The 25,228-nt window shown below is 43.6% G+C and carries 20 protein-coding genes and 2 pseudogenes; 10 read left to right on the top strand and 12 right to left on the bottom strand.

What is annotated here, in order from left to right:
* Positions 1 to 174: 174 nt before the first annotated feature.
* From F6K57_RS09130 to F6K57_RS09140, 3 genes are all read right to left on the bottom strand, one after another.
* Complete coding sequence (locus F6K57_RS09130) at positions 175 to 510, bottom strand: hypothetical protein (RefSeq protein ID WP_293043674.1); 336 nt, start codon at positions 508 to 510, stop codon at positions 175 to 177.
* A 397-nt stretch (positions 511 to 907) separates the two neighbouring features.
* On the bottom strand, positions 908 to 1,108 hold the full coding sequence (locus F6K57_RS09135) for a hypothetical protein (RefSeq protein ID WP_293021272.1): 201 nt from the start codon (positions 1,106 to 1,108) through the stop codon (positions 908 to 910).
* Between the two features lie 445 nt (positions 1,109 to 1,553).
* Positions 1,554 to 2,702: a GTP-binding protein gene (locus F6K57_RS09140; RefSeq protein ID WP_293066775.1), complete on the bottom strand. Its 1,149-nt coding sequence runs from the start codon at positions 2,700 to 2,702 to the stop codon at positions 1,554 to 1,556.
* 313 nt (positions 2,703 to 3,015) lie between these two features.
* Between F6K57_RS09140 and F6K57_RS09145 the strand changes: the two are divergent.
* Both F6K57_RS09145 and cysS read left to right on the top strand, forming a co-directional pair.
* Positions 3,016 to 3,738: pseudogene (locus tag F6K57_RS09145) on the top strand (RNA-guided endonuclease TnpB family protein).
* Between the two features lie 97 nt (positions 3,739 to 3,835).
* On the top strand, positions 3,836 to 5,311 hold the full coding sequence (gene cysS / locus F6K57_RS09150; protein WP_293066778.1) for a cysteine--tRNA ligase: 1,476 nt from the start codon (positions 3,836 to 3,838) through the stop codon (positions 5,309 to 5,311).
* Positions 5,312 to 5,498: 187 nt separating this feature from the next.
* On the opposite strand, the gene F6K57_RS41915 is transcribed toward cysS, so the two are convergent.
* The gene (locus F6K57_RS41915) at positions 5,499 to 6,077 is read right to left on the bottom strand and encodes a two-component regulator propeller domain-containing protein (RefSeq protein WP_364302025.1); all 579 of its coding nucleotides are present in this window, start codon (positions 6,075 to 6,077) and stop codon (positions 5,499 to 5,501) included.
* Between the two features lie 479 nt (positions 6,078 to 6,556).
* Here F6K57_RS41915 and F6K57_RS09155 point away from each other — a divergent pair, with 479 nt between their 5' ends.
* The 3 genes from F6K57_RS09155 to F6K57_RS09165 all read left to right on the top strand — a co-directional run bounded on the left by F6K57_RS09155 (position 6,557) and on the right by F6K57_RS09165 (position 8,893).
* Positions 6,557 to 7,987 carry a form I ribulose bisphosphate carboxylase large subunit gene (locus tag F6K57_RS09155; RefSeq protein WP_075902873.1) on the top strand — a complete coding sequence of 477 codons (1,431 nt, stop codon included), beginning with the start codon at positions 6,557 to 6,559 and terminating at the stop codon, positions 7,985 to 7,987.
* A gap of 81 nt (positions 7,988 to 8,068) precedes the next feature.
* Entirely contained in the window at positions 8,069 to 8,458 is a 390-nt protein-coding gene (locus tag F6K57_RS09160; protein ID WP_293066830.1) for a chaperonin family protein RbcX, read from the top strand.
* A gap of 84 nt (positions 8,459 to 8,542) precedes the next feature.
* Complete coding sequence (locus F6K57_RS09165) at positions 8,543 to 8,893, top strand: ribulose bisphosphate carboxylase small subunit (RefSeq protein ID WP_293019099.1); 351 nt, start codon at positions 8,543 to 8,545, stop codon at positions 8,891 to 8,893.
* A 334-nt stretch (positions 8,894 to 9,227) separates the two neighbouring features.
* Here F6K57_RS09165 and F6K57_RS09170 read toward each other — a convergent pair whose 3' ends face one another.
* From F6K57_RS09170 to F6K57_RS09190, 5 genes are all read right to left on the bottom strand, one after another.
* Positions 9,228 to 9,650 (bottom strand): hypothetical protein, encoded by a 423-nt coding sequence (locus F6K57_RS09170; RefSeq protein ID WP_293066782.1) that lies wholly within the window; start codon positions 9,648 to 9,650, stop codon positions 9,228 to 9,230.
* A gap of 55 nt (positions 9,651 to 9,705) precedes the next feature.
* Positions 9,706 to 10,332, bottom strand: a complete 627-nt coding sequence (locus F6K57_RS09175) for a DUF6232 family protein (protein ID WP_293066785.1) — start codon at positions 10,330 to 10,332, stop codon at positions 9,706 to 9,708.
* A 1,186-nt stretch (positions 10,333 to 11,518) separates the two neighbouring features.
* A complete protein-coding gene (locus F6K57_RS09180) occupies positions 11,519 to 11,692 on the bottom strand; it encodes a hypothetical protein (RefSeq protein ID WP_293066788.1) in 174 nt (57 codons plus the stop codon).
* Between the two features lie 483 nt (positions 11,693 to 12,175).
* On the bottom strand, positions 12,176 to 12,565 hold the full coding sequence (locus F6K57_RS09185; RefSeq protein WP_293066791.1) for a hypothetical protein: 390 nt from the start codon (positions 12,563 to 12,565) through the stop codon (positions 12,176 to 12,178).
* Between the two features lie 481 nt (positions 12,566 to 13,046).
* Positions 13,047 to 13,928 (bottom strand): 4-hydroxybenzoate solanesyltransferase, encoded by an 882-nt coding sequence (locus F6K57_RS09190; protein WP_293066794.1) that lies wholly within the window; start codon positions 13,926 to 13,928, stop codon positions 13,047 to 13,049.
* A 174-nt stretch (positions 13,929 to 14,102) separates the two neighbouring features.
* On the opposite strand from F6K57_RS09190, the gene F6K57_RS09195 reads away from it, so the two are divergent.
* Positions 14,103 to 15,758, top strand: a complete 1,656-nt coding sequence (locus F6K57_RS09195) for a Ppx/GppA phosphatase family protein (RefSeq protein WP_293066797.1) — start codon at positions 14,103 to 14,105, stop codon at positions 15,756 to 15,758.
* 345 nt (positions 15,759 to 16,103) lie between these two features.
* On the opposite strand, the gene F6K57_RS09200 is transcribed toward F6K57_RS09195, so the two are convergent.
* Positions 16,104 to 16,397, bottom strand: coding sequence for a hypothetical protein (locus F6K57_RS09200; RefSeq protein ID WP_075902885.1), 294 nt, complete (start codon positions 16,395 to 16,397; stop codon positions 16,104 to 16,106).
* Positions 16,398 to 16,827: 430 nt separating this feature from the next.
* Between F6K57_RS09200 and F6K57_RS09205 the strand changes: the two genes are divergently transcribed.
* From F6K57_RS09205 to F6K57_RS09210, 3 genes and pseudogenes are all read left to right on the top strand, one after another.
* On the top strand, positions 16,828 to 18,216 hold the full coding sequence (locus tag F6K57_RS09205; RefSeq protein ID WP_293066802.1) for a GH1 family beta-glucosidase: 1,389 nt from the start codon (positions 16,828 to 16,830) through the stop codon (positions 18,214 to 18,216).
* A 348-nt stretch (positions 18,217 to 18,564) separates the two neighbouring features.
* Positions 18,565 to 18,990 (top strand): annotated as a pseudogene (locus tag F6K57_RS41920) (Photosystem Q(B) protein 1); the annotation flags it as partial.
* A gap of 9 nt (positions 18,991 to 18,999) precedes the next feature.
* Positions 19,000 to 23,034 (top strand): cobaltochelatase subunit CobN, encoded by a 4,035-nt coding sequence (locus F6K57_RS09210; protein ID WP_293080803.1) that lies wholly within the window; start codon positions 19,000 to 19,002, stop codon positions 23,032 to 23,034.
* A 175-nt stretch (positions 23,035 to 23,209) separates the two neighbouring features.
* On the opposite strand, the gene F6K57_RS09215 is transcribed toward F6K57_RS09210, so the two are convergent.
* The gene (locus F6K57_RS09215) at positions 23,210 to 23,359 is read right to left on the bottom strand and encodes a hypothetical protein (RefSeq protein WP_293066807.1); all 150 of its coding nucleotides are present in this window, start codon (positions 23,357 to 23,359) and stop codon (positions 23,210 to 23,212) included.
* A gap of 330 nt (positions 23,360 to 23,689) precedes the next feature.
* On the opposite strand from F6K57_RS09215, the gene F6K57_RS09220 reads away from it, so the two are divergent.
* Positions 23,690 to 24,166 (top strand): CYTH domain-containing protein, encoded by a 477-nt coding sequence (locus tag F6K57_RS09220; protein ID WP_070392218.1) that lies wholly within the window; start codon positions 23,690 to 23,692, stop codon positions 24,164 to 24,166.
* A gap of 64 nt (positions 24,167 to 24,230) precedes the next feature.
* Here F6K57_RS09220 and F6K57_RS09225 read toward each other — a convergent pair.
* The coding region (locus F6K57_RS09225; RefSeq protein WP_293066810.1) for a DUF4351 domain-containing protein at positions 24,231 to 25,228 on the bottom strand (998 nt) is incomplete at its 5' end.

Raw genomic sequence — 25,228 nt, forward strand, 5'->3', positions numbered from 1 at the left:
ATAGGGAATAGGGAATAGGGAATAGGGAATAGGGAATAGGGAATAGGGAATAGGGAATAGGGAATAGGGAATAGGGAATAGGGAATAGGGAATAGGGAATAGGGAATAGGGAATAGGGAATAGGGAAAAAAACTGTGTACCTCATTACTATGATAAATGCTATATCATTTAAGGCTAATAGTATCTTAGCAAGGTCAAGCTATCTGCCCATTCGCGCACACGGTTATGATCTACTGAGGAACCATTACGACGATAAGCTTCCAGGGCTAATATACTTTGCTGAACCATTTCCTCTTCAGTGAGAGGTTGAAAATTTAATCCTGAGTCTATCTCTCCGTAATCAAAGGATTCTTCTGTTATTTGGTTGGATTGATTGGTCAGTAATTTTTCAAAATCTTCTAAGTTACTAGATGGGATAATTAGCCATTGTAAGAGAATCGTTTTGACTTCTTCTCCAGGTAATGCCTCAATATGGTCTAAGAGTTGTTGTCTAATATTACTTCCTGTCATCAGCGTTTTAGTTTTATAAACTTAACCTTAATTATAGCAATTATCATAGGTATTAGCTAAGCATTCAGCCGTCAGCTAATGCGCTACGCGCACGCTACGCGAACAGCTTATGTGCTACGCACACGCTACGCGAACAGTTAATTTGCTACGCGCAATCGGTGCTTTTGAATAAAATAAGCTGACCACTGACCACTGACCGCTGACCACTGACCGCTGATAGCTAAATACTTACAAAAAAATAGCCGTAGAAATACTATCCACGGCTATTTAAAATCCACAATAAGTCAGTTGAAATCGCGATGTCACTAACTTCCCAATTCTAACCCGATGTGATCAGATTGGATTGGCCAAAGGTGACTTGGCCAAGGGGGGGAAACCCCCCCAGAAAGTTAAGGTGTTATGGCAACAGCCAATACTTGGTTATGGTAGTCATCACTTCCCCGGGAACATCAGTTTTCTCCAGAGGAGTCCATTCTGCAATCTCCGCATAGCCTAGGGAATAAAGCATCTGCATGCTATAGATTACGGCTTCACGAGAACCTTTTAAGACGTGGTGAGCAGGTTGTTTTTTGAAATTTCGGGAAAATTTTTGTGACATGAATAAAAAATCCAACTCATCGGGTTTATAGTGATTATTGTAATGATTATAATTAGTTTTGTCAAGGGTTTTATAAAAGTTTTTTTTGGGAAATTAAGAATGGTGAATTAAGAATTAAGAATGGTGAATTAAGAATGGTGAATTAAGAATGGTGAATTAAGAATGGTGAATTGGGAATGGTGAATTGAGAATGGTGAATTAAGAATGGTGAATTGGGAATGGTGAATTGAGAATTGGGAATTGGGAATTGGGAATGGTGAATTAAGAATTGGGAATTTAGGTATAATTTAGAATTTTGGCTTCTGGCTTCTGGCTTCTGCCTTCACCATTCTTAATTCTGCCTTCACCATTCTTAATTCTTAATTCTTAATTCTTAATTCACCATTCTTAATTCTCAATTATTAATTCTCAATTCACCATTATTCATTCTTAATTCAACAATTACTTACCAAATCCCCGTCCCTGTATTGGTAGACTCTGAAGAGATACACTGGTTTAATTCCTCACGTAATGTATCATGATCTAAATCTTGTCCAATCAGGACTAATTGATTTTTTGGTTCACCTTTCCACTCATCATCTTCAATAGAGAAACGCTTACCACTGAGGTGGAATATGTGACGGTGAGGACTTTGATCAAACCAGAGAATTCCCTTAGCGCGGAACACATTAGAGGGTAACTTATTGTCTAGGAAATCCTGAAACTTCCGAAGCCCTAGGGGCTTGTCACTCTCGAAAGAAAGAGACGTGAATCCGTCAATTTCTAGGTGATCGGAGTGATGGTGATGAGCGTGATCATGGTCATGGTCATGGTCATGATCATGGTGGTGATGATGGTCATGATCATGATCATCATCACAACAATCATGGTCATGGTGGTGATGATGGTCATGATCATGGTGGTGATGATCATGATCTGATCTTTTGCTGTCGAAATACTTATCGGACTCAAAGAGACCAACACTGAGAATTAAAGGAATTGGCACTTGGGCTTTAGTAGTTTTCAAAATCCTAGCATCAGTTTTCATATCTCTGAGCCTGCTTTCCAATTGGTCTACATTGGCTTGATCTACCAAGTCAGTCTTGTTGAGGATAATAATATCCCCATAAACAATCTGATTAGTTGCAACGTCACTATTAAATAGATCGATACTAAAGTTTTCTGAATCTACCATAGTGACAATAGAATCAAGACGAGTCATATCTCGCAATTCTGTGCCCAAAAAGCTTAGCGCCACTGGTAAGGGGTCAGCTAATCCGGTGGTTTCCACCACTAAATAATCCAGCTTTTCTGGATGCTCCAATACGTTGTAAACTGCTTCAATTAAATCATCATTAATGGTGCAGCAGATACAGCCATTATTCAGGGCGATCATATTATCATCAGTATTGATAATCAGCTCATTATCAATACCAATTTCACCAAACTCATTAACAAGGACTGCTGTTTTGACGCCTTCTTGATTACTTAAGATATGGTTAAGGAGGGTGGTTTTCCCGCTACCCAGGAAACCGGTAATAATGGTAACGGGTAAGCCTTGTTTCGGAGCTTCCATCCCTTGACCAGATGGGGAATCAGTCGGTAAAGTTTGCATAAGGCAACTTGTGAAAACAGTTCAGAATCAAGATCTACCAAGATATCGTATTTTATCTGAAACAGCAATTCATCTCCCGCTAACCCTACGGGTATAACGGGAGACGGGGCGTGTAAAGTGCGGACGCAGGTGACCCACACAGCCCCTCATGAATTGCTAGGTGCGCTTGACCCGTAATTAAATTCGCCACGGGTCGCACCTCCACTTGACAATTTACACAGAATAGATTAAAATGTGAATGTATATTAAAGAGTAAATAATGGTCGAAAAAGCTTACCGTTACCGTTTCTATCCAACCCCTGAACAGTAAACTCTGCTGAGGAGAACTCTAGGATGTGTAAGACTTGTTTACAACAAAGCTTTAGATGCTAGGACTTCAGGTTGGTACAAACGCTCCCGACGGATAAGCTACAAGGAAACTTCCTTAATGTTGACAGAATGGAAAAAAAAGGATGACTTGTTCTTTTTGAATGACGTTAGTTCTGTTCCTCTTAAAGGTTGCCAGGGTGCATGCACAAATCAAAGACGCTAGACGAGATTTTCCCCACAAGCTAACTACTCAACTGGTCAGAGAAAACCAATTGATTGCGTTTGAAGATTTGGCTGTGAAAAATCTGGTCAAAAATCACAAACTAGCTCAAGTTATCAGTGAGGCCAACTGGGCGGAAATAATTCGTCAGATTAAGTACAAGTCTCAATGGTATAATCGAGAAGCCATTGCCATTGATAAGTGGTTTCCTAGTAGCAAACTGTGTTCTGTGTGCCTAAATCGTTTTGAGTGTTTACCTTTGAATATTCGGGAATGGGATTGCCCATCCTGCAATGCTCACCACGTTCGCGTAGCGTAGCCCTTCGGGCTAATCGTGATATAAATGCATCAATTAACATTTTGGCGGCAGGACTTGCCGTGTCAGTCTGCTACGCGACCGTAAGACCCGTTCGCGTAGCGTCGCCTACGGCGAAAGAGAGTAAATCTCGGAAGGCTGGTGCGAAAAACTCCCCCAAGGGGAGAAGGAAACAGAAACCTAAGTCGTGAGTCTTAGGAATCCCTGGTTATAATCTTTGATATAACCAGGGAGGATGTCAATAGTATATCTATAGCCCACTGTTGGTGATTTTATCTTTTCTTTGTCATGACCCTACACCTTTACAATACCTTAACCCGCCGCAAGGAATCCTTTGAGCCATTGGAAACTGGTAAAGTCCGGATGTACTGCTGCGGCATTACGGCGTATGACTTTTGCCACTTGGGTCATGCTAGAACTTGTATTGTCTGGGATACTGCTCGTCGCTACTTACAATGGCGGGGCTATGATGTGAATTATGTCCAAAATTTTACAGATATTGATGATAAAATCCTGAACCGAGCGCGAAGGGAAGGCACCTCTATGGAGGCAGTATCTGAACGCTTCATTGATGCCTATTTTGAAGATATGGCAAGGCTGAATGTCCAAGAGGCTAATGCTTACCCCCGCGCGACTCATACCTTAGATGGAATCAAGCGACTGGTGTGTGAGTTGGAACAAAAGGGCTATGCTTACGAAGCGGATGGGGATGTGTACTATTCAGTGCGTCGGTTTGATGACTACGGCAAACTCTCTGGGCGCAAGTTAGAGGATTTGCAAGCAGGAGCCAGTGGACGGGTAGATGTAGCAGACTCCACTGAGCCTAAGAAGAAAGACCCGTTTGATTTTGCGCTTTGGAAAAGCGCTAAGCCAGAGGAACCCTCCTGGGAATCCCCTTGGGGAGCAGGTCGTCCAGGTTGGCATATTGAATGCTCGGCGATGGTGCGAGATATGCTAGGGGAAACCATTGATATTCATACTGGTGGCTCTGACTTAGTTTTCCCCCACCACGAAAATGAAATTGCTCAATCGGAAGCTGTAACTGGTAAAAGCCTAGCCCGTTATTGGTTACACAATGGTATGGTTAAGGTGGATGGAGAGAAAATGTCTAAGTCTCTAGGCAACTTTACTACTATCCGAGACTTACTCGACCGTCCCGTTGACCCGATGGCAGTGCGCTTATTTGTGTTAATGGCGCAATACCGTAAGCCAGTAGATTTTACTGATGATGCGATCGCATCTGCTACCAATGGCTGGCAAACTCTCAAAGAGGGCTTGCTTTTTGGACATAACTATGGTAAAGAATTAGGGTGGGATAACCAGTCCCCCACACCCACACCCTCAAACCCTTTGCAGGGAAAAGAAACTATAGCGCAACAGTTTCAAGAAGCCGTAGATGACGACCTCAACTTTGCAGGAGGCTTAGCGGTATTGTTTGAAGTGGCCAAAGGGTTACGCCGGGAAGGCAATATCCTCGTACATCAGGGTAAAACAGAGACTCCTGCTTCAGAACTAGAGCAGCAATGGCGTAGTCTCGTGGAATTAGCCGAGGTATTAGGGTTAGAAGCACAACCGGAAGAAGAAACAGAAGTTCCTACGGATGGATTGAGTGATGGGGAAATTGAGGCACTGATTCAGCAGCGAGCTGAAGCACGGAAAACCAAGAACTTTGAATTAAGCGATCGCATTCGCGATGACTTGCAAGCTCAAGGGATTACGTTGATTGACCAGGGTGGTGGTGTTACCACATGGCATCGCAAGTGACATACTCCCACACTGAATCGTAGATTACAGTGTGGGCTTCTTCCCAACTCCACCTATCGGTTCGGATACTCTGGAATTAAACTAAGCCAGTAAGTCACCTTACTGACTCGTCTCCAAAACCGGACGTGAAGTCGGGTAAGGTTTGTAGATTACTCTACTCCCCTCCCCTAAGAACCGGACTTGACAGTTACCCATCATCCGGCTCAAGCCTTACTTCAAGCCTTCTGCTTGGTTTTCTTTTTGCCATGAAGNTAGACGGTAAGGTAAAGTTTTGGGCATTAATTTCATTATTACGAGGGTCTATACGCAATAGTCCTTCATAGGTTCCTACCCAAATCCGCCCTACCCGGTCTTGAGTTATAGCACCAACAGTGTAATTCGGCAGACTGAGGCGAGTGCGGATTTTTCCAGTATTAGGGTCAATTCTAGTTAATCCTAGCCAAGAGCCCACCCAAAGCTCACCAGTAAAATCCGGTTGCAAGGCAGACACCCGAAAATCTGCTGGCAGGGGCTGGGTTTCTTGCCTGAGGCGTTGATCAGGCAAAGGTCTAGTGGGAGGCGGAGGGTTTCCCCCGGAGGTGGGGGGGGATACCTCTTTATTTACCGAGTTAGTGGATAACTGTGTCTGAGCGATCGCTGTTGAAAAATATGATAAATAGTTGTTTGGCTCACTGTCTGGGATTGACACAGGTAAGATTTGCCCCAGCAGTGTAGCACTGACTACCAGGCCGATACGGTTAGTTAAGCATGCCATTATTTTCAGCATCTTGATTAAGTCTTTTGTTGATCAGGAATTACTGTCACAAGCCCCGCTGCCCAACCTTGTCAAGGAACCTATTATAGTCAATTTTATCGTTTTTGTTACAAAAATGTGATAAATATTTACATTTCGTCACGTTATAAGAGGAGCTGATACATTCCTAAAGAATATTTGAGGTTCAAGTGATCCAATTACCTGGTATATTTCAAAATGATTAAGAAATTCTGAATTGCCTTAGCGACTTGACCCACTAGCAACCCTGGAGCAATCAGCGGAGCGGTCGGGTTAGTAAGTAAAGCTACAGGTAATCCCCAACATTAGCCACAAACAGGTGATTGTGGAATCGGTGTTGTGCCCTTCTTCAGGCTTAGAAAACAAGCCTAGATGGGTTGTTTGTTCTCTTAGCTAGGAGCAACACACAACACTAAGAAAAGAAAATCTATTCTAGCGATAGCAACATTCAGTAGTTCCTAAGGAAGCAACGCATGTCTTACTCATCAACCAGTACTCAGACAAAAGCTGGCTACGATGCCGGTGTAAAAGACTATAAATTAACCTATTATACGCCAGATTATACTCCAAAAGATACGGATATTTTGGCAGCGTTTCGCGTAACACCGCAGCCTGGTGTACCTCCGGAAGAAGCCGGTGCAGCGGTTGCAGCTGAGTCTTCTACGGGTACCTGGACAACAGTTTGGACTGACTTGCTGACTGACCTAGACCGTTACAAAGGTCGTTGCTACGACATCGAACCAGTACGTGGGGAAGACAACCAGTTCATCTGCTTTATTGCCTACCCACTGGATCTGTTTGAAGAAGGCTCAGTCACCAACATGCTGACCTCCATCGTGGGTAACGTGTTTGGTTTCAAAGCTCTGCGAGCACTGCGCTTAGAAGACTTGCGGATTCCCATTGCTTACCTCAAGACCTTCCAAGGACCTCCCCACGGAATTGTTGTAGAGCGGGACAAGCTGAATAAGTATGGTCGTCCTTTGCTTGGTTGTACCATTAAGCCCAAGCTAGGTCTATCCGCTAAGAACTACGGTCGTGCAGTATATGAGTGCTTGCGCGGTGGTCTGGACTTCACCAAAGACGACGAAAACATTAACTCCCAGCCCTTCATGCGCTGGCGCGATCGCTTCCTGTTCGTAGCAGAAGCAATCCACAAATCCCAAGCTGAAACTGGGGAAATCAAAGGTCACTACCTCAACGTCACTGCTCCCACCTGTGAGGAGATGATGAAGCGGGCTGAGTTTGCTAAGTCCCTGGACATGCCCATCATCATGCACGACTACCTCACTGGTGGCTTTACCGCCAACACCACTCTGGCTCGTTGGTGCCGTGATAATGGGGTTCTGCTGCACATCCACCGCGCTATGCACGCTGTGATTGACCGTCAGAAACACCACGGTATGCACTTCCGCGTCTTGGCTAAGTGCTTACGCATGTCCGGTGGTGACCACCTCCACTCCGGTACTGTAGTCGGTAAGCTTGAAGGTGAAAAAGGTATCACCATGGGCTTCGTTGACCTGATGCGGGAAGACCACATTGAGCAAGACCGCGAACGGGGTATTTACTTCACTCAAGACTGGGCTTCCATGCCTGGTGTAATGCCAGTAGCTTCTGGTGGTATTCACGTTTGGCACATGCCTGCGCTAGTGGAAATCTTTGGTGATGATTCCTGCCTACAATTCGGTGGTGGTACTCTAGGTCACCCATGGGGTAATGCTCCTGGTGCTACTGCAAACCGGGTAGCTCTAGAAGCTTGTATCCAAGCTCGTAACGAAGGTCGTAACCTGATGCGTGAAGGTGGTGACATTATCCGGGAAGCTGCTAAGTGGAGTCCTGAGTTGGCAGTTGCTTGCGAACTGTGGAAGGAAATCAAGTTCGAGTTCGAGGCAATGGATACCGTCTGATGCAGTTTGAGGTGTGAAGTTTGAAGTATGAAACGTCATACTTTAGACTTCATAACTTTTTCTAAAAGACTGGGTTCAACCATGGATTTAAAACGAGTTGCGAAAGATACAGCCAAGGTGCTGGCTAGCTATATGACCTATCAAGCACTGCGGACAGTGGTAAACCAGTTAAGAGAAACCGACCCTCCCCGAGCGCTTTGGCTACAGTCTTTTTCCTCACAACAAAGTATCCAAGATGGAGACGCTTATCTTGAGGAATTACTGCGGGCTAAACCTGAATTAGCGTTGCGGATTATGACTGTGCGGCAACATATCGCAGACGAAGTGGCCGAGTTCTTACCTGAAATGGTTTGCACCACTATCCAGCAGTCGAATATAGAACATCGGCGTCGGCATCTTGAGCGCATCACGCAATTCACTCTTCCAGATAACCCAACTAATTCTGAGCAGAAAACTGATTCGGACACCTAATTGGTTCAACCGATGAAGTGATCTACTATCCCCCAAATTTCATACCTATACTTCAACAGAGAATCAAACAAAGAATCAAAATCTATGAAAACATTACCAAAAGAGCGTCGTTACGAAACCCTTTCCTACTTACCCCCCCTGAGTGACGCTCAGATTATGCGGCAAGTGGAGTACATCTTAGCGGAAGGTTACATCCCTGCGATCGAGTTCAACGAAACCTCTGAACCAGAGACTTACTACTGGACATTATGGAAACTGCCTTTGTTCAAGGCTACCTCACCTAAAGATGTGCTAGCTGAAGTGGATGAGTGTCGCTCTGAATACCGCGAGTGCTATATCCGAGTTGTAGGTTTTGATAACGTTAAGCAGTGCCAAGTTCTCAGCTTCATCATTCACAAGCCCAATGACGGTGTTAGCCGCAGCCGTTACTACTAAAGGCTAAGGCATTGATGCTTGCCTGAAATATTATTATTAGCCCCCCGAGCTTGATCGGGGGGCTGTTTCATTCTTGACCCTAAAATTCAGGGGTGAGGGAGCCAAATCCCGTTCTGGTTAGGAAATTGCCGTTTTTTTTACAGGGTTTGATTTTAAAAACGTGATTTCGACAGAGTTAAAAAAGGGCAGGAGGTAATCTACACTCGATAGCAATCCTGGTTGAGTTGAGAACTAAATATTAGATTATGAAATTGATGATATAAGCAAAAATAATTATATCATCAATTTCATAATCTTTTCTAAGTAATGCTTCTATAATTTAGATGCATTTGCCCTAGTTTTTATCCCATTCTTCCAAAGCAGCAATAAAAAAACTAGATGTGGGATGATTGAGGAGTTGTGCCAAAGCTTGAAGGCTTCCTGCTTTTAAGGCACTAAGTATCTTCTGGGACAGTTTTGGGTTGCTTTCAATATGTTCTATGGCTTTAGTTGTAATTTTCAACTTTCCACTAATTGTCTCGGTGGAATATGACTTTTCTAGCTGCTCTAGAAGTTGTTGAATCTCGCTTGCAGCTTCAGCAAGATTCCTTTTCTGTTCTGAATTATTATATGTATTACTTGATACATTACCTGATACATTACCTGATACATTACCTGATACATTACCTGATACATTACCTGATAAATTACCTGATACATTAATGGCATTATTCTTATTATTATTATTATCAAGATTTTTAATCGACTTATCTTCCACCTTTGAGCTCCTTAATCCATTGAATAGATTGACAATAATCAGAGTGTGATAATTTTTAAACCCGGCTCACAACATCTCCTTCAACATTACCTGATACATTACCTGATACATTACCTGATACATTACCTGATACATTACCTGATACATTACCTGATACATTACCTGATACTATAGTATAAGCAATATCTCCCATGTCCAAAGTTTCAATTTTATTATTATCAAAGTTATAATTAATAGCTTTGGGTTCATTGCTATTCATCACACCATACAAACTCAAAATAACGTTTTTAATAAATTCTTTATCCCTACTTACTAAAATTTTATTCAGGCCATTATTTGTATAAATAGTCATTCCATATTTTTTTATTTTTTTATTTATAGTTTTCTTAGAGTCATAAATTAACCAAGCTCCAATAGCTATAACTACAATTATGTTTGAAGAAAATCCATACAATACAGTAGCCAAAGCTATTATCATTATAATAAATAAAACAATAGAAAGCTTGGTCATTGGCTTTTTATATGTAGCATTCCTGCTCAAATCAACTAATCCAATACTTGTAATATTATGAATTTGGTACACAACATTACCAAATATTAAACTTTTCCCTCTAATCTTTAAAAAAGATGTTTGAACTTCAGTTTGCTCACTAACGTCATCTGGCAGAAAATTACTCAACATACTTTTTTAATTGAACTCAAAATTATGGCTTGATAAAGATTACTGGCGTTGCTGGATTGAAGTTTTAAAGGGTGCATCTCATTAAACCTGTTTGACCCGTTGGGTGGAACCGGCATCTTGCCGGTTACAATCGGACGCACTGTCCTAACACTGGCTACCGAGAAAATGAGGGCGAACTCGTCCCTAAAGCACCCTACGCAACATTTAGGTGCGACTAGATCCTAGTATTTTTCTAAAGCAACATTTAAGGTGTGCCAGTCCACTACGCAACTACGCACCTTTACAAAAGTGAGATGCACCAAGTTTTAAATGCCTACTAGAGCTGGAATTAATCTGATTTTTGGTTTAGGTATGAATTGGAATTTATTTCTGAGTAAGGCTTTTGTAATTTAGATGCATTGACCCTGTCAATAATTGGTGTACTTTGAAACAAGATTTGCACACTTCAACTACTATAACTATGGAGATTATTTCTTAGTGATTAACTCTATAGACTTCTATTTAGAGTTACCCATACCTATAATCAAATTTTAGGATCATCCAAGACCCTAGACAGTTTCAAGCAGCGTGTTTAACTTGACCACCTGAAAATCAACACCTTTTATAGAATATCAGATCTAACCTTAGCTTGGCAGTACCCTTAAGGGTACTTTTTCTGAGCTGATCATATGATATAATTTATAATTTGTATTACTGGTGCATAAAACTCCTGAAAGTATTACTACGAGAGACATCTCAGTAAAATAGAGCTGACAAGCATAGGGGTGACATGGTATTGCTCAAATTTCCCGTCAACCCCGTACTCGATAGTCAACTGTATACTCAACGGAGCCAATGGATTACCCCCAAGATAAACCCAGGGCTGTTTCATTCTCTATTGTTCGATTCGCTGAACCGACCAAAATGAAACAGCCCTGAGGGTGGTGGCATAATAACAATGGCAATTAATAATCAAAAATTGCCCGTTTTGTAGTGAGTAATAACTTGACACTCCCCGTCCTGGAAGAACGGGGATTCCTAGATCAACGAGCCGCCTTAAACCACTATGTCCCAATCTTTGACGCCGCCAAAAAAGTAGGCAATATCTAAACCAAAAACCCGTCAAGACCAAGAATGTAGTTTAGTTCATAGTAGACCCAGAGGGCGATTCTCACTATAGCGTTTGGCTACTTAATTAGGAAGTGCCTTAAAAAGTCCGTTTCCCTTCCTTTTCGCCTGGTTCCGGTGTGCCCCACCGTACCATTTTTCTCTCAAGTTGTGATTTTCCTGGGTTCACACACCGATTGGTAGTCGTTCGCGTAGCGTGGCCTACGGCCAATGATTGGGTTTTTAAGGAGGATTTTCCCTGCCCTGGGAGCATTACTTCTTTCAGGTCGATAAGTTACGGGTCTCTCTCCCGGCTCAGCCTGCGGTTTTTCAGCCTGTACTCATACTACCTACTAGTATACTCTGGCGCTAGAAAAGTGTCAATTAAAAAGCCGTCCTAGAAGGACGGGGCTTTAAACCCAAAATTTTTGGTAAGCATATGCGCTACGCGCACGCTGCGCGAACAGCCGTCAGCCGTCAGCCAAAGGCTCACGCTACGCGAACAGCTTAAAATAAACCCAGCGTAGCGTGCGCAATGCGCAAACGGTCAAATTTAATAGTTCGAGATTAATGAGAATTGAAAGTCTGGGTAAAAGCTGATCAGGAGACGTAACTCAGCATTATTCGAATGCTTACCTGTTTTATTCTTAACGGTTTCCTCCTCAACCCTGCCCATAGCGCATCAGCTGATAGCTGATAGCTGTTCGCGTAGCGTGCGCGTAGCGCTTAAGCTGATAGCTGATAGCTTACCTAATCACTAATTCTCCGCTTCACAGGACTTAATCAGTTTATTGAAATCTTCAGGAGGTTCCGCACCACCAGTAATTTCCAGACCAATACTTAGAAACTCTTCATAGGGGTATTTTTCTTGTATTTTATCAATGGTACACTGACAAAAAGCCTGAGCCTCTGAGCCCTTAGTGCCAACACATTGCCCCATGTAAAAATTGACAAACTCAGGTGTATAACCAATCTCAGCGTTTTGGAGGATAGTCTCAGCCTCTTCAGGAATAGTCAATGGTTTTTGAGGAATAGTCTCAGCCTCTTCAGGGATAGTTTCAGTTTCTTGGGAATAACCCACCGTTGGGCTGACGAGAGCAAACAAACAGGCACTGATAATTGATAGCTGGTATCGTTTGATGTTCATGCTTTTAACCTCTACAGAAAATAGCAGATTCGGACTATTTTAACAATTGCACACTATTAGGTTTCCCATCTTTTCTCTGAAAGAAACATTAGGCAAAAATATTGCATGCAAAAGGCAAAACAGCTCATTAACAATTAAAAATTAACTGTTTTTAATTAACAATTAACTGTTAGCAATTTTTAAAATACTAAGAGACTAGCCAAGAAACACAATACCAGCTTTTAGCTTGTAGGGTAGGCCAAAAAAGTTTGGTTTTGTTGAGTATTCTAGATTAGATTAACTTAAGTGGCTAGTTATCAGTAGCTAGTTAAAAAAATACCTCAAAATCCCTTCCACACACCAAAGCTTAGTATCACTAGATACTCAATTCTCGATTATTGCTATCAAGAGCTAATCTTTCTAAGAATAACTAGCAACTTTCTTGAGATTACTTCGCCCACCCCACTTTAATTGAATTGGTATTTTTTTTTGACGCAAGTCCCTAATGACTACCAATAATCATCCCCGCCAGTAGCAAAAAGCCAATCCAGACATTTTGGCGAAAAATCTCTCCATAGACAGATGTGGGATGATTGGGCTTTCGTAGTCTAGTATAGTGCCAAATCCAGACTACTGTCGCTATCACTAGGGTTAACCAAAAGCCCAGTTGGAGATCCATCACAACCCCGAGGCCAGCAAGCAAGCTAGCAGTACCAGCAAAGAACACACCTACGGCATCAGCAGCATACTTACCGAAAAACAAGGCACTAGAGCGCACCCCAATCCTCTGGTCATCCTCCCGGTCTGGCATGGCATAGACTGTGTCAAATCCCAATGCCCAAAGTACCGTTGCTCCCCAGAGTAACCAGGTAGCTGGTTCTAGAGTAGTAGTAATGGCACTCCAACTAATCAGTACAGCAAAACCCCAAGCAATTGCCATAACCAGTTGCGGTACAGCAAACACTCGCTTGGCAGATGGGTAAAACACAATTACTGGTACAGCGGCCACGCAAAGCCCAAAGGTGAAAGGATTAAGATACAGAGCAATCACCCCAGCGCAGACCATAGCAACTAAGGCAACTACTACGCCAACTTTGACCGATAGGGCTTTGGATGCCAAAGGGCGTGAGCGAGTTCGCGCCACTTGGGAATCAATATTGTGATCCCAAACGTCATTAATTACACAGCCAGCAGCACTGGTGGCTAAGCTTCCAAGAATAATCACCGCAACCAGGGGAATGGGTGGTTTCCCTTGGGCTGCTAAAAAAACTGCCCACAGTGCTGGCACCATTAAAATGAATCGTCCAGTTGGCTTATCCCATCGCAACAGTCGCATAATGGCTAGCCAGGTGGGTATGGGATTGGGGTTTGGCTGGGTAAGCATAGCAGGAATGGTTACTTGTTTGTTGGTAATTTTGTTTGTAGGTAATTTTCCGGATTGTTTCCTCGAATCAGAGGAATTTCACAATAGGAGATAGTGCCTATTTTTTGTTATTCTCCTTAAAGATATCGTTATTCATAGGTTTCGGGCTGATATATGTAAGCAGGATACATCAATATGGTTAACTCACTGACCCAAGACATTTTCCTACATGTTTCCACTCCTGACAAAGAGCAAGAGCGCATTATTGCTGCAATCGATATTGGTACCAATTCCATTCACATGGTGGTGGTGCGAATTGATCCCAAACTCCCGGCATTCACGATTATTGGTAAAGAAAAGGACACGGTCAGGTTAGGAAATTGCAACCCCCGGACCGGTGAGTTGACCCCCGAAGCCATGGATAGAGCGATCGCAACTCTACAACGCTGCAAGGAAATGGCAGCCAGCCTCAATGCTGAAAACATCGTTGCTGTAGCAACCAGTGCTGTGCGGGAAGCTCCAAATGGCCAGGCTTTTTTACATCAGGTATATACAGAATTGGGTTTATTGGTCAACCTAATTTCTGGTCAGGAGGAAGCACGACGCATCTACCTAGGTGTGTTGTCAGCTATGGAATTCAACAACCAGCCCCATATCATTATTGATATTGGTGGTGGTTCAACGGAATTGATCCTCGGGGATCGTCATAACCCCCGTTCCCTAAGTAGCACAAAGATAGGAGCCGTTCGTCTTACAAAGGAGTTTGTCACTACAGACCCGATCAGCCAAAGTGAGTTTCTCTATTTGCAAGCCTATGTCAGGGGAATGTTAGAGCGAGCTGTTGACGACATCCAGGGTAACTTGAAACTCAGTGAACAGCCTCGTTTAGTGGGGACATCTGGCACTATTGAGACCCTAGCCAAGATGCACGCCTATGAGAATCTGGGTATGTTACCTAATCCCCTAACGGGTTATGAGCTGACTCGTCAAGATTTGGAAAAAATGCTCAAGCGCTTAGCTGCTATGAGTTTGGCTGAACGCTCAACCCTGCCAGAGATGTCCGAGAGGCGTTCAGAAATTATTGTTGCTGGGGCAATCATTTTATTAGAAGCTATGAAGCTTCTGGGAATGGAGTCGATCGTAATTTGTGGACAATCACTCCGGGAAGGCTTAATCGTTGACTGGATGCTCACCCATGGCTTGATTGAAGACCGACTACGCTACCAAGATGAGGTCAGGGAAAGGAGTGTGCTCGCAGTGGCCGGGAAATATCAGGTCAACCTGGACTATAGTCAGCGGGTGGCTAACTTTGCCCTGAGCTTATTTGACCAAACCCAAGGAAAACTGCACAATTGGGGAACACAGGCACGGGAATTACTTTGGGCAGCAGCAATTTTACACAACTGTGGGGTGTATATTAGTCATTCGGCCCACCACAAGCATTCTTATTACTTAATTCGCAATGCTGAACTGTTGGGCTTTCTGGAGCCAGAAATTGAAATCATTGCTAATCTGGCTCGTTACCATCGCAAGAGTCCTCCCAAGAAAAAGCATGAGAATTACAATAATCTGGCCAATCAAGAGCATCGCCTGTTGGTGAGTCAGCTTAGTGCTTTGTTACGGTTAGCTATTGCTTTAGACCGTAGACATATTGGTGCAATTCGGCAAGTTAAGTCGGATTATCGATCCGATGATAAAGCACTTCATCTAGATCTAGTGCCAGCTTTTGCTAATGATGATTGTGCTTTGGAACTGTGGAATTTGGATTATAAAAAATCGGTATTTGAAGAGGAATTTGGAGTTAAAGTGGTGGCGAGTTTGGCATCCAAGACTAGCCTGGCCGCTTATTAAGGCTAAGGCTTCAGCTCTGGGCTCTGAGCTATTGATATAGCTGAAGGATCACAAAAAGATTGACAGATCAAGCCTTCCAGTAGCAAGTTTTCTGTCAATCTTTATCAATTTCAGTTACACGATTTTGCTTTTACCTAATCGTTAGCCAGAAAAATCCGCTGATAAAACTAGCAATTTATCGGCTAACTGTTATCAATCTATCAACGCCGAAAAGGTCTTGGAGTTCGTTTCCCTTCCTAAACCATTAGGATAATTTCCGTACAGATATAAATAATAGATAATTTCAATCTCAACCATATCCCCAATACCTCAGGGGAATTTTAACGAATTTGATTACGATTCTACTTAGTTATCATTCAGATTTTGGTAGCGGGCGCAGGCGTAGAGGTCAAATAATGCTCCGACTAGGCTACAGGTAAAGGCAATCACTAATACTCCCTGAATTGGGGATCCGTTACCAAAAATAGTCAGAAATTTCAATAGCTCAGTTGTGGCAGTAAGACCAAACCCTGTCAAGCCAGGAATGTATCCTATTATACCAAAAACTGCCAGTAAACCAATAACTAGTGCCACTGGAGCCATAAAGCTCAGAAGGATTGTTATTACCAAAGAACGGAGAAAGTTTGGCAAAATGCTCATAAAATTTAACCGCATAAGCAGGTGAGTTAAAAGCCAGAGCCAAAGTATGACTTGGCACTTTCTACCATAGGCGAAATCCCTGTCGATAACCGAAAATGTCAAAAATCTTAAATTTTCATTAAAAATCTTGGTAAAGGTCTGTGAATCTGGATCATAAAGCCGGGTTGTTGGTGGCTTCTCTTTTGGGCTACCGGTAGTCGGTTAAATTGATCGGCCTCAAGGTCCCTGCCTTGATATATCAGTGATTTCGGCTCAGTGGCAGGGGACTTCCAACCCTAAAAGACCCTACCCAATTCCTGAGAAGCTGTGGATCAAAAGTTATCATTCCTGTTAAGATTCTTCGTTGATTGCGGATAGGTTAACTCGTCCCACCACTAAAGTAGGTGGGATGATCTAGTACGTAACTCCCTGTCTTAATAACAAAGCACTAATGACTAACGGCGATCGAATCAGTTACCAATTCCCAGACAACTTCTTATGGGGAGTAGCCACCGCTTCCTATCAGATTGAAGGAGCAGTAAGTGAAGGAGGACGTAAACCTAGTGTGTGGGATACCTTCAGTGCTACCCCTGGAAAAATACTTAACGATGATACCGGTGCGGTCGCTTGTGACCACTACCATCGCTACAAAGAAGATATAGAGCTGATGGTCAAACTAGGGATCAAGGATTATCGCTTTAGCATTGCTTGGCCTCGGATTATTCCTGACGGGCGTGGGAAAGTCAATCAGGAAGGGGTTGATTTCTATAAGCGCTTGGTGGATTGCTTGTTAGATCATGGCATTACTCCCCATGCCACTCTATTTCATTGGGACTCTCCCCAAGCCCTAGAAGACAAATACAAGTCTTGGCTTTCTCGCCAGATGGCCTTTGACTTTGCGGATTATGTTACTGCTGTGGTCACTCAATTAGGCGATCGCATTACTAATTGGATGACCATTAATGAGATCATGTGTTTTACTCACTTAGGCTATGGGTTTGAGCACGACCCGATCCATGCTCCGGGTAGGCGTGTTACATCCATCAAACAGGTATGGCAAACCTCCCATCATGCCCTTTTAGCTCATGGTTTGGGCTGTCAAGCCATCCGTAGTGCTTCCCGGGTTCCCTGTTCTATAGCCTTAGTGGATAACTTGTCCGTCACGGTGCCAATCAATGAGTCACCGTACCATGTGGCAGCAGCAAAAAAGGCATTCCCTTTATGTGGGCAAAATGGCGGTATCATTATCCCTGCTCTGACTGGTGCTTATAGTCCTGAATTACTTGAGGTGTTAGGAGACAATGCCCCAGACATCGGACCATGTGACCTACAAATTATTCATCAGCCTCTGGATGGGATTTGTCTTAATATTTACACTGGTACCTATGTCCGGGCTGCTGACAATCCACAGGGGTACGAGTTCCTTGGTATGCCCAAAGGCTACCCTCGCATGAATCTGCCTTGGCTGAATATCCTACCAGATTCCATTTATTGGGGGATTCGTCATGTCAGTGAAACCCTGGGGCGACAGGATTTGCCGATGTTTATCACTGAGAATGGCTGTGCGGCACAGGATGAATTGAATGGTAGGGGTGAGGTGATTGATACGGACAGGATTATGTACCTCCGAGAGTACCTCAAAGCAGCCCATCGCGCTGTTAGTGAAGGTTATCCTCTTAATGGTTATTTCCTCTGGAGTATGATCGATAACTTTGAGTGGTATTGGGGATATGATCGGCGCTTTGGGATTACTTATATTGATTACCCAACCCAACAGCGTATTCCTAAAGCTAGTTTTGAGTGGTATTCCCAGTGTATTCAAAATAATCGGGTGGTTTGATCATTAATCAAATAAACCTCAAAAAACCCTATCGGTATAGTGGTAATCCGTTAGTGTAACCCTAGGGAGAGGGTTAAGGAGTAAGTCCTAGTAGCGATCGCAAAGGTCACTCTTTGCGATCGCTATTTTTGTATGGCGATTTTTGTTTTACCCATTCACATTACTATCTTTTTGTCAATACTCAGCTAATATAAGTCTTACTTATTTACATTATTTAATAATATTAGGGGTAATTACTCGAAAACCCCTTTACAAAAATAAATATATTGCTTAATATAAATACATGAAGGCGCACACAAGCCGGACGAACCTCGAAAAGTTCATATTCATACCCGCAATCATAAGAACATGACTACTGTATTACAGCAGAGCAACACCTCTGTGTGGTCTCAGTTCTGCAATTGGGTCACCTCCACCAACAACCGCCTCTATGTAGGCTGGTTCGGTGTCTTAATGATCCCAACTTTGCTTGCTGCTACCACCTGCTTCATCATTGCTTTCATCGCTGCTCCTCCTGTGGACATCGATGGTATCCGCGAGCCCGTTGCTGGCTCCCTGATGTATGGAAACAACATCATCTCTGGTGCTGTTGTTCCTTCTTCTAACGCCATTGGCCTACACTTCTACCCGATCTGGGAAGCTGCTTCTCTAGATGAGTGGCTTTACAACGGTGGTCCTTACCAGTTGGTAGTGTTCCACTTCCTGATTGGTGTATTTGCCTACATGGGTCGTGAGTGGGAACTGAGCTACCGCTTAGGTATGCGTCCTTGGATCTGNGGTTCCATGAAACGCATTGTACTGATAGCAGGATTTGAATCCTTCAACGCTGACTTGTACCGCAAAGCTGCTGAGTTAGCTAGCTCCCGCTGTCCGGAACTGGATATTAGAGTATTTAGCGATCGCGAAATCACTGCCAACCCTGATACTGTAGAAGCTGCCCTCCAAGATGCCCAAGTCTTCTTTGGTAGTCTACTATTCGATTATGACCAAGTGTTATGGTTACGCGATCGCATTCAACACATCCCCATCCGCTTGGTATTCGAGTCAGCTCTAGAACTGATGAGCCTGACTCAAATTGGTCAGTTCAAAATTGGGGATAAACCCAAGGGGATGCCCAAGCCAGTAAAATTCATCCTGGACAAATTCAGCAACGGACGAGAAGAAGACCGCTTAGCAGGTTATATCAGCTTTTTGAAAATTGGTCCGAAGCTGCTGAAATATATTCCTGCTAGAAAAGTCCAAGACTTGCGCAATTGGCTAATTATCTACGGTTACTGGAATGCTGGTGGCTCAGACAATGTGGCATCTATGTTCTGGACCCTGGCAGAGAAATACTTACAGCTGAAAGTCGGAGAAATTCCGCCACCAGTGGAAACTCCAAACATGGGGCTACTCCATCCGGACTACGACGGGTATTTTGAATCCCCACGACAATACCTAGAATGGTACAAAAACTTTAAAGTTAAACAATTAAACGTTATTGGGCAAAGCCCTACCAGCCCGCTAGCTTCTCAACACAACCTTGGCCAAAAGGCCACGCTACGCTCTCAACCAACTAACCTTCAACCCACCAACCTTCAACCCACCAACCTTCAACCAACTAACCTTCAACCAACTAACCTTCAACCAACTAACCTTCAACCAACTAACCTTCAACCTGCCAACCCTAGAGAAAACCCTGTTGTTGGTATTCTGCTTTATCGCAAACATGTAGTTACAAAACAACCTTATATTCCCCAGTTAATTCGCTACTTTGAGGAAGCTGGATTAACTCCTTTACCGATCTTTATCAATGGTGTAGAAGGTCATGTAGCTGTGCGGGATTGGATGACATCTGCTTATGAAACCCAACAGCGGCAACTGGATAACGTGGAAACTCCTTCCCTCTCTCAAGACGCTGTAGAAGTTGATGCCATTGTTTCTACCATCGGTTTCCCGTTGGTAGGGGGTCCAGCTGGTTCTATGGAAGCAGGAAGACAGGTGGCTGTAGCGAAACGTATTCTCACTGCTAAGAATGTCCCTTATACTATTGCTGCACCCCTACTGATTCAAGATATTTACTCTTGGACAAGACAAGGCATTGGGGGGTTGCAAAGTGTCGTATTATATGCATTGCCGGAATTGGATGGAGCAATTGATACTGTACCCCTAGGTGGTTTAGTCGGAGAAAATATTTATCTGATTCCCGAACGAGTTAAGCGACTGACTGGACGGGTAAAGCGTTGGATTCAACTCAGACAAACCCCACCAGACCAAAGACGAATTGCCATTATTCTCTATGGTTTCCCTCCTGGGTATGGAGCAACAGGAACAGCAGCCTTATTGAATGTACCGCGATCGCTTCTTAAATTCCTCCACGCTCTAAAAGAACAAGGTTACACTGTTGGAGAATTACCAGAAGATGGGGAAGAACTAATCCGCTGGGTGAAAGCAGCAGACGAAGGGTTGAATGGTGACAGCTTGAATGGTGAATGTTCTAACCAGCAACATTCAACCAGCAACATTCAACCAGCAACCACCAACATTCAACCTTGGCCAAAAGGCCACGCTACGCGAACAACATTCAACATTCAACCTTCGACCACAGTTAACGTTAAAACCCTACAAGAATGGCTAGGCTACTTGCTAACTACCCGTATTGAAAAACAATGGCAATCCTTGACTGGTACAGGAATCAAAACCAATGGGGATGAGTTCGAGATTGGTGGAATTGAGTTAGGAAATGTCTGGATTGGGGTACAACCACCCCTGGGTATTTCTGGAGACCCAATGCGGCTGATGTTTGAGCGAGACTTGACCCCACATCCCCAGTACACGGCCTTTTATAAGTGGTTACAGAATGATTTTGATGCCCATGCGGTGGTGCATTTTGGCATGCATGGCACCGTGGAATGGTTACCTGGTTCGCCCCTGGGGAATACGGGGTATTCTTGGTCGGATATTTTGCTAGGAAATATCCCGAATCTGTATATCTATGCCGCCAATAATCCTTCAGAGTCAATGTTGGCCAAGCGTCGGGGTTATGGGGTGTTGATTTCCCATAATGTACCCCCTTATGGTCGGGCTGGTTTGTATAAGGAGTTGGTAGTGCTACGGGATTTAATCTCGGAGTATCGGGAGGATCCTGAAAAGAATTATGCCTTGAAAGAAGCAATTTGTAAAAAGATTGTCGATAGTGGGTTAGATACCGATTGTCCCTTTGAGGATGCTAAGCGCTTGGGAATTGCTTTCAGTCCAGAGAATGCCCAGATGTTTAGTGCTGATTCATTTAATCGCTATCTTGTCAAGTTGTACGATTACCTGCTAGTGGTGGAACAACGGTTGTTTTCCTCTGGGCTGCACACTCTAGGTCAAGTGCCTGATTCGGAACAGTTAGAATCTTACCTCAGGGCTTATTTTGGGGAAGATGTCCCGGAAGCAATGGTTAAAGCCATTGTCGATGGAGAATTTGAATCCCAAACACCAGAAGCACGTGAACAGGTCGAGGACGAGAAGCTTGAGGAGGCGTTACGGATTGGTGAGTTGTTGATGCAGACTGGGGAGGAGTTGACGAATTTGTTGCGGGGGTTGAATGGGGAGTATATTCCTCCAGCTCCTGGGGGGGATTTGTTGCGGGATGGTCCTGGGGTTTTGCCAACAGGACGGAATATTCACGCTTTGGATCCTTATCGGATGCCATCTCCGGCAGCTTATGAACGAGGCAGGGAGGTGGCCAGGAAAATTATTGCCCAGCATCTTGAGGAACATCAGGAGTATCCGGAAACTGTTGCGGTAATGCTATGGGGATTGGATGCAATCAAGACTCGTGGGGAGTCCTTGGGTATTTTACTGGAGTTAGTAGGTGCAGTACCTGTTAAAGAGGGAACGGGACGGATTGTACGGTATGGTTTGATACCCTTAGCTGAGGTGGGTCATCCTAGAATTGATGTGTTGGCAAATCTCTCAGGGATTTTTCGGGATAGTTTTGTCAATATTGTTGAGCTGCTCGATGATTTGTTTTGTAGGGCGACTGAGGCAGATGAACCGGAGGAAGAGAATTTTATCCGCAAGCATGGCTTAGCGTTGCGATCGCAAGGGGTAGACAATGTTTCTGCTCGGTTGTTTTCTAATCCAGCCGGGGATTATGGTTCTCTGGTCAATGACCAAGTAGTCGATGGTAATTGGGAATCCGGGGATGAATTAGCGAATACATGGCAAAGCCGCAATGTATTTAGTTATGGACGGCAAGATAAAGGTCAAGCCCGTCCGGAAGTCATGGAGCAGCTGCTAAAAAGTACCAGTCGTATAGTCCAGGAAATTGATTCTGTCGAATATGGGCTGACGGATATTCAAGAATACTATGCTAATACTGGAGGCTTGAAGCGAGCAGCCGAAAAGCAAGGGGGTAAGACCGTTAATGCCAGTTTTGTGGAAAGTTTCTCAAAGGATACTACACCCCGGAAGCTAGAGGATTTGTTGCGGTTGGAGTATCGGACAAAGTTACTTAATCCCAAGTGGGCTGAGGCGATGGCCAATCAGGGGTCTGGGGGAGCTTATGAGATTTCCCAACGGATGACAGCATTGATTGGTTGGGGGGGTACAGCTGATTTTCAAGATAACTGGGTGTATGACCAAGCAGCAGATACTTATGCCTTGGATGAAGAAATGGCCAAGAGGTTGCGACAGGCAAATCCTGAGGCATTTCGCAATATTGTAGGCCGGATGTTAGAGGCAAATGGACGAGGATTCTGGGAACCGGATCACGAAACCTTACAGAAGTTACGGGAGTTATATGATCTCGCCGATCAGGAGATTGAAGGCGTGACGGCTGTAGGATAAGAGGGTGTGGGGTGACCGAGTGTGGTAATCGGGTGAAAATCTTGCTCGTAGTCATCCCAATTCCTAAACCTGAAAATCTTTAACTTACCCGTTCACCCTACACTCGTTTACCCTACATTAGTTTAGCCAATCAATAAGAGTGTGAGTATATTTCTTTTATCCTAACTATACTCGTTCACCAGATGTTATGGCCTTTGCCTGAATAGCCTTGTTCCCTAGACTCTTTGGTTTTTTTTTCTAACTCTTCAGCTAATTTTGCAAATTTTTTCATTTCATCAATTAATGCTGCTGCTCCACTATTTTCGGTTTTTGATTGTTGGTACATCGACGTTTATCCTAATAATTTTATGTACATTAGTTATTTACCTGAGCCGCACGGATGAGTTGATATATGAGTAACTCTATAAAATTGGATCTATTATTTTTATATTTCGTCGGACAATAAATGAATCCGGATTAACTCTGGTCTTTTAATATGAAGCAATCGCTAACTAAATAAGCAAGATTGTAAACTTTTTGATTACTATAGCAATAAGCATAATGGTTCGGATTTGCTCTGATTTTAAAATTGACAATCAACAATAATCAATTAACAATGGTCAATTTTAAATTAACCAATGACTAATAATACCCATTCACACTATACTTTTTACCCATGGCAACGGAAATTGAACGCAAATTTCTAGTAAAAGGCGAAGAGTGGCGGAAACTAGGCACTGGTAGTGTTTATCGCCAAGGTTACATTCGTACAACTAACCGCACTACTGTCCGGGTGCGCCTGGTGGGAGATCAAGGATATCTTACTATCAAAAGTCCCAAGGTGGGTTTTTCTAGAAAAGAGTATGAGTACCCTATCCCAGGCTCGGATGCTCAAGAAATGCTCGATACTTTGTGCCAGGGTCCCTTAATTGAGAAAACTCGTTATAAAATTGAACACGCTGGCTTGATTTGGGAAGTGGATGAGTTTGCTGGGGATAATCAAGGATTAATTTTGGCAGAAGTTGAACTAACTGATGAAAATCAGGACATTGAACTACCAGAATGGATTGGAGTTGAAGTCTCTGATGATCCGAGATACTTCAACTCCAATTTAGTTCAGCATCCCTATACTCAATGGTTACACAGAATCTAGGCTATAGGGTGTGGGGTGTGGGGTATGGGGGAAGAGAATTTGTACTTCTCTATCAGGAGTTGTTTTAATCAGTGGCTTCGGGTGCTGGCAAATGGTCTACTAATTGCTCAAGAGAGTCTACATCGATGGCCAGATCCATTAACTGTTCTAATTTTTCGACACTCAACCCCTTCACACGAGCTTGAATTTCAGGGGATAGGTCTCCAAAGCGCCTTTGAAGCAATCGTAGTAGCAGTCGCTCAGCTCCTTCCTGAAGACCTTCTTGACGACCTTCTAAAATACCTTCCTGACGACCTTGCTTAATGCCCAACCTTTCGATACTCGTGACATACTTCATGTTGACCTCCTGTTCGTACTGGTTAACTTCTTCACGAAAGGCTTGTTCTAGTGCTGAGGGTAAATGCATTACCCAGTCAATGAAATGATATAAGTTTAGGATGTCTTGTCGCTGATACCCTTGCTCGTACAATCGTCTGGTCAGAGCCATTTTCCAAATTTTTCGTTGCTGGCCATCACTGCGAGTATCAACTGCTTTCAGGTGAGCCATGATCACCGTGGCAAAGGGATTGGCACTTTGTTCTAATTCTGGCCACTGCTGTTTGTAGTCTAACAGTTTCACCATCAAAAAATTGAACTGGATTTTACAGCCGAAGATTTCGCTACTGTATTGGGTTGGTCGCCACTGGGGGTTAGCATCACTCAAGACTGCTAAACTAGCAACCGGTCGATTGTAGCGTCCGCTAATCCGATGATGGTAGGTGTACATCCGTTTAGCAAACTCCGTCTGTTTTTCCCCTTGGACTTCCACATGAATTAGAATCCAAGTTTCTTGACCATTGTTGAGCCAGACCTTAACCAGTTTGTCTGCCCATCGACGTCCTACTTCGGCGTCTCGCACCACCTTTTGTAGTTCTTTGTCGAGGAATTCACTTGGACGAGACCAATTGATTTGACTATGAATGTGGGCAAAGCACAGGGCAATGAAGGGCTCAAAGTACCATTCCAGGGTGTCTTTCCAGGGGGAATCATAGTCCGCTGCTGGGTTAATCATTAATTTCCTCT

The sequence above is a fragment of the Moorena sp. SIO4A5 genome (assembly GCF_010672005.1).
In the GTDB taxonomy this organism is placed as follows: Bacteria; Cyanobacteriota; Cyanobacteriia; order Cyanobacteriales; family Coleofasciculaceae; genus Moorena.

Coding starts and splice junctions, on each gene's coding strand:
- F6K57_RS09195 (WP_293066797.1), top strand. CDS start 14,103: ATGGTTAACTCACTGACCCAAGACATTTTCCTACATGTTTCCACTCCT.
- F6K57_RS09180 (WP_293066788.1), bottom strand. CDS start 11,692: ATGCTCCCAGGGCAGGGAAAATCCTCCTTAAAAACCCAATCATTGGCC.
- F6K57_RS09160 (WP_293066830.1), top strand. CDS start 8,069: ATGGATTTAAAACGAGTTGCGAAAGATACAGCCAAGGTGCTGGCTAGC.
- F6K57_RS09135 (WP_293021272.1), bottom strand. CDS start 1,108: ATGTCACAAAAATTTTCCCGAAATTTCAAAAAACAACCTGCTCACCAC.
- F6K57_RS09140 (WP_293066775.1), bottom strand. CDS start 2,702: ATGCAAACTTTACCGACTGATTCCCCATCTGGTCAAGGGATGGAAGCT.
- F6K57_RS09185 (WP_293066791.1), bottom strand. CDS start 12,565: ATGAACATCAAACGATACCAGCTATCAATTATCAGTGCCTGTTTGTTT.
- F6K57_RS09130 (WP_293043674.1), bottom strand. CDS start 510: ATGACAGGAAGTAATATTAGACAACAACTCTTAGACCATATTGAGGCA.
- F6K57_RS09220 (WP_070392218.1), top strand. CDS start 23,690: ATGGCAACGGAAATTGAACGCAAATTTCTAGTAAAAGGCGAAGAGTGG.
- F6K57_RS09155 (WP_075902873.1), top strand. CDS start 6,557: ATGTCTTACTCATCAACCAGTACTCAGACAAAAGCTGGCTACGATGCC.
- F6K57_RS09210 (WP_293080803.1), top strand. CDS start 19,000: ATGAAACGCATTGTACTGATAGCAGGATTTGAATCCTTCAACGCTGAC.
- F6K57_RS09200 (WP_075902885.1), bottom strand. CDS start 16,397: ATGAGCATTTTGCCAAACTTTCTCCGTTCTTTGGTAATAACAATCCTT.
- F6K57_RS09215 (WP_293066807.1), bottom strand. CDS start 23,359: ATGTACCAACAATCAAAAACCGAAAATAGTGGAGCAGCAGCATTAATT.
- F6K57_RS09190 (WP_293066794.1), bottom strand. CDS start 13,928: ATGCTTACCCAGCCAAACCCCAATCCCATACCCACCTGGCTAGCCATT.
- F6K57_RS09165 (WP_293019099.1), top strand. CDS start 8,543: ATGAAAACATTACCAAAAGAGCGTCGTTACGAAACCCTTTCCTACTTA.
- F6K57_RS09175 (WP_293066785.1), bottom strand. CDS start 10,332: ATGTTGAGTAATTTTCTGCCAGATGACGTTAGTGAGCAAACTGAAGTT.
- F6K57_RS09205 (WP_293066802.1), top strand. CDS start 16,828: ATGACTAACGGCGATCGAATCAGTTACCAATTCCCAGACAACTTCTTA.
- cysS (WP_293066778.1), top strand. CDS start 3,836: ATGACCCTACACCTTTACAATACCTTAACCCGCCGCAAGGAATCCTTT.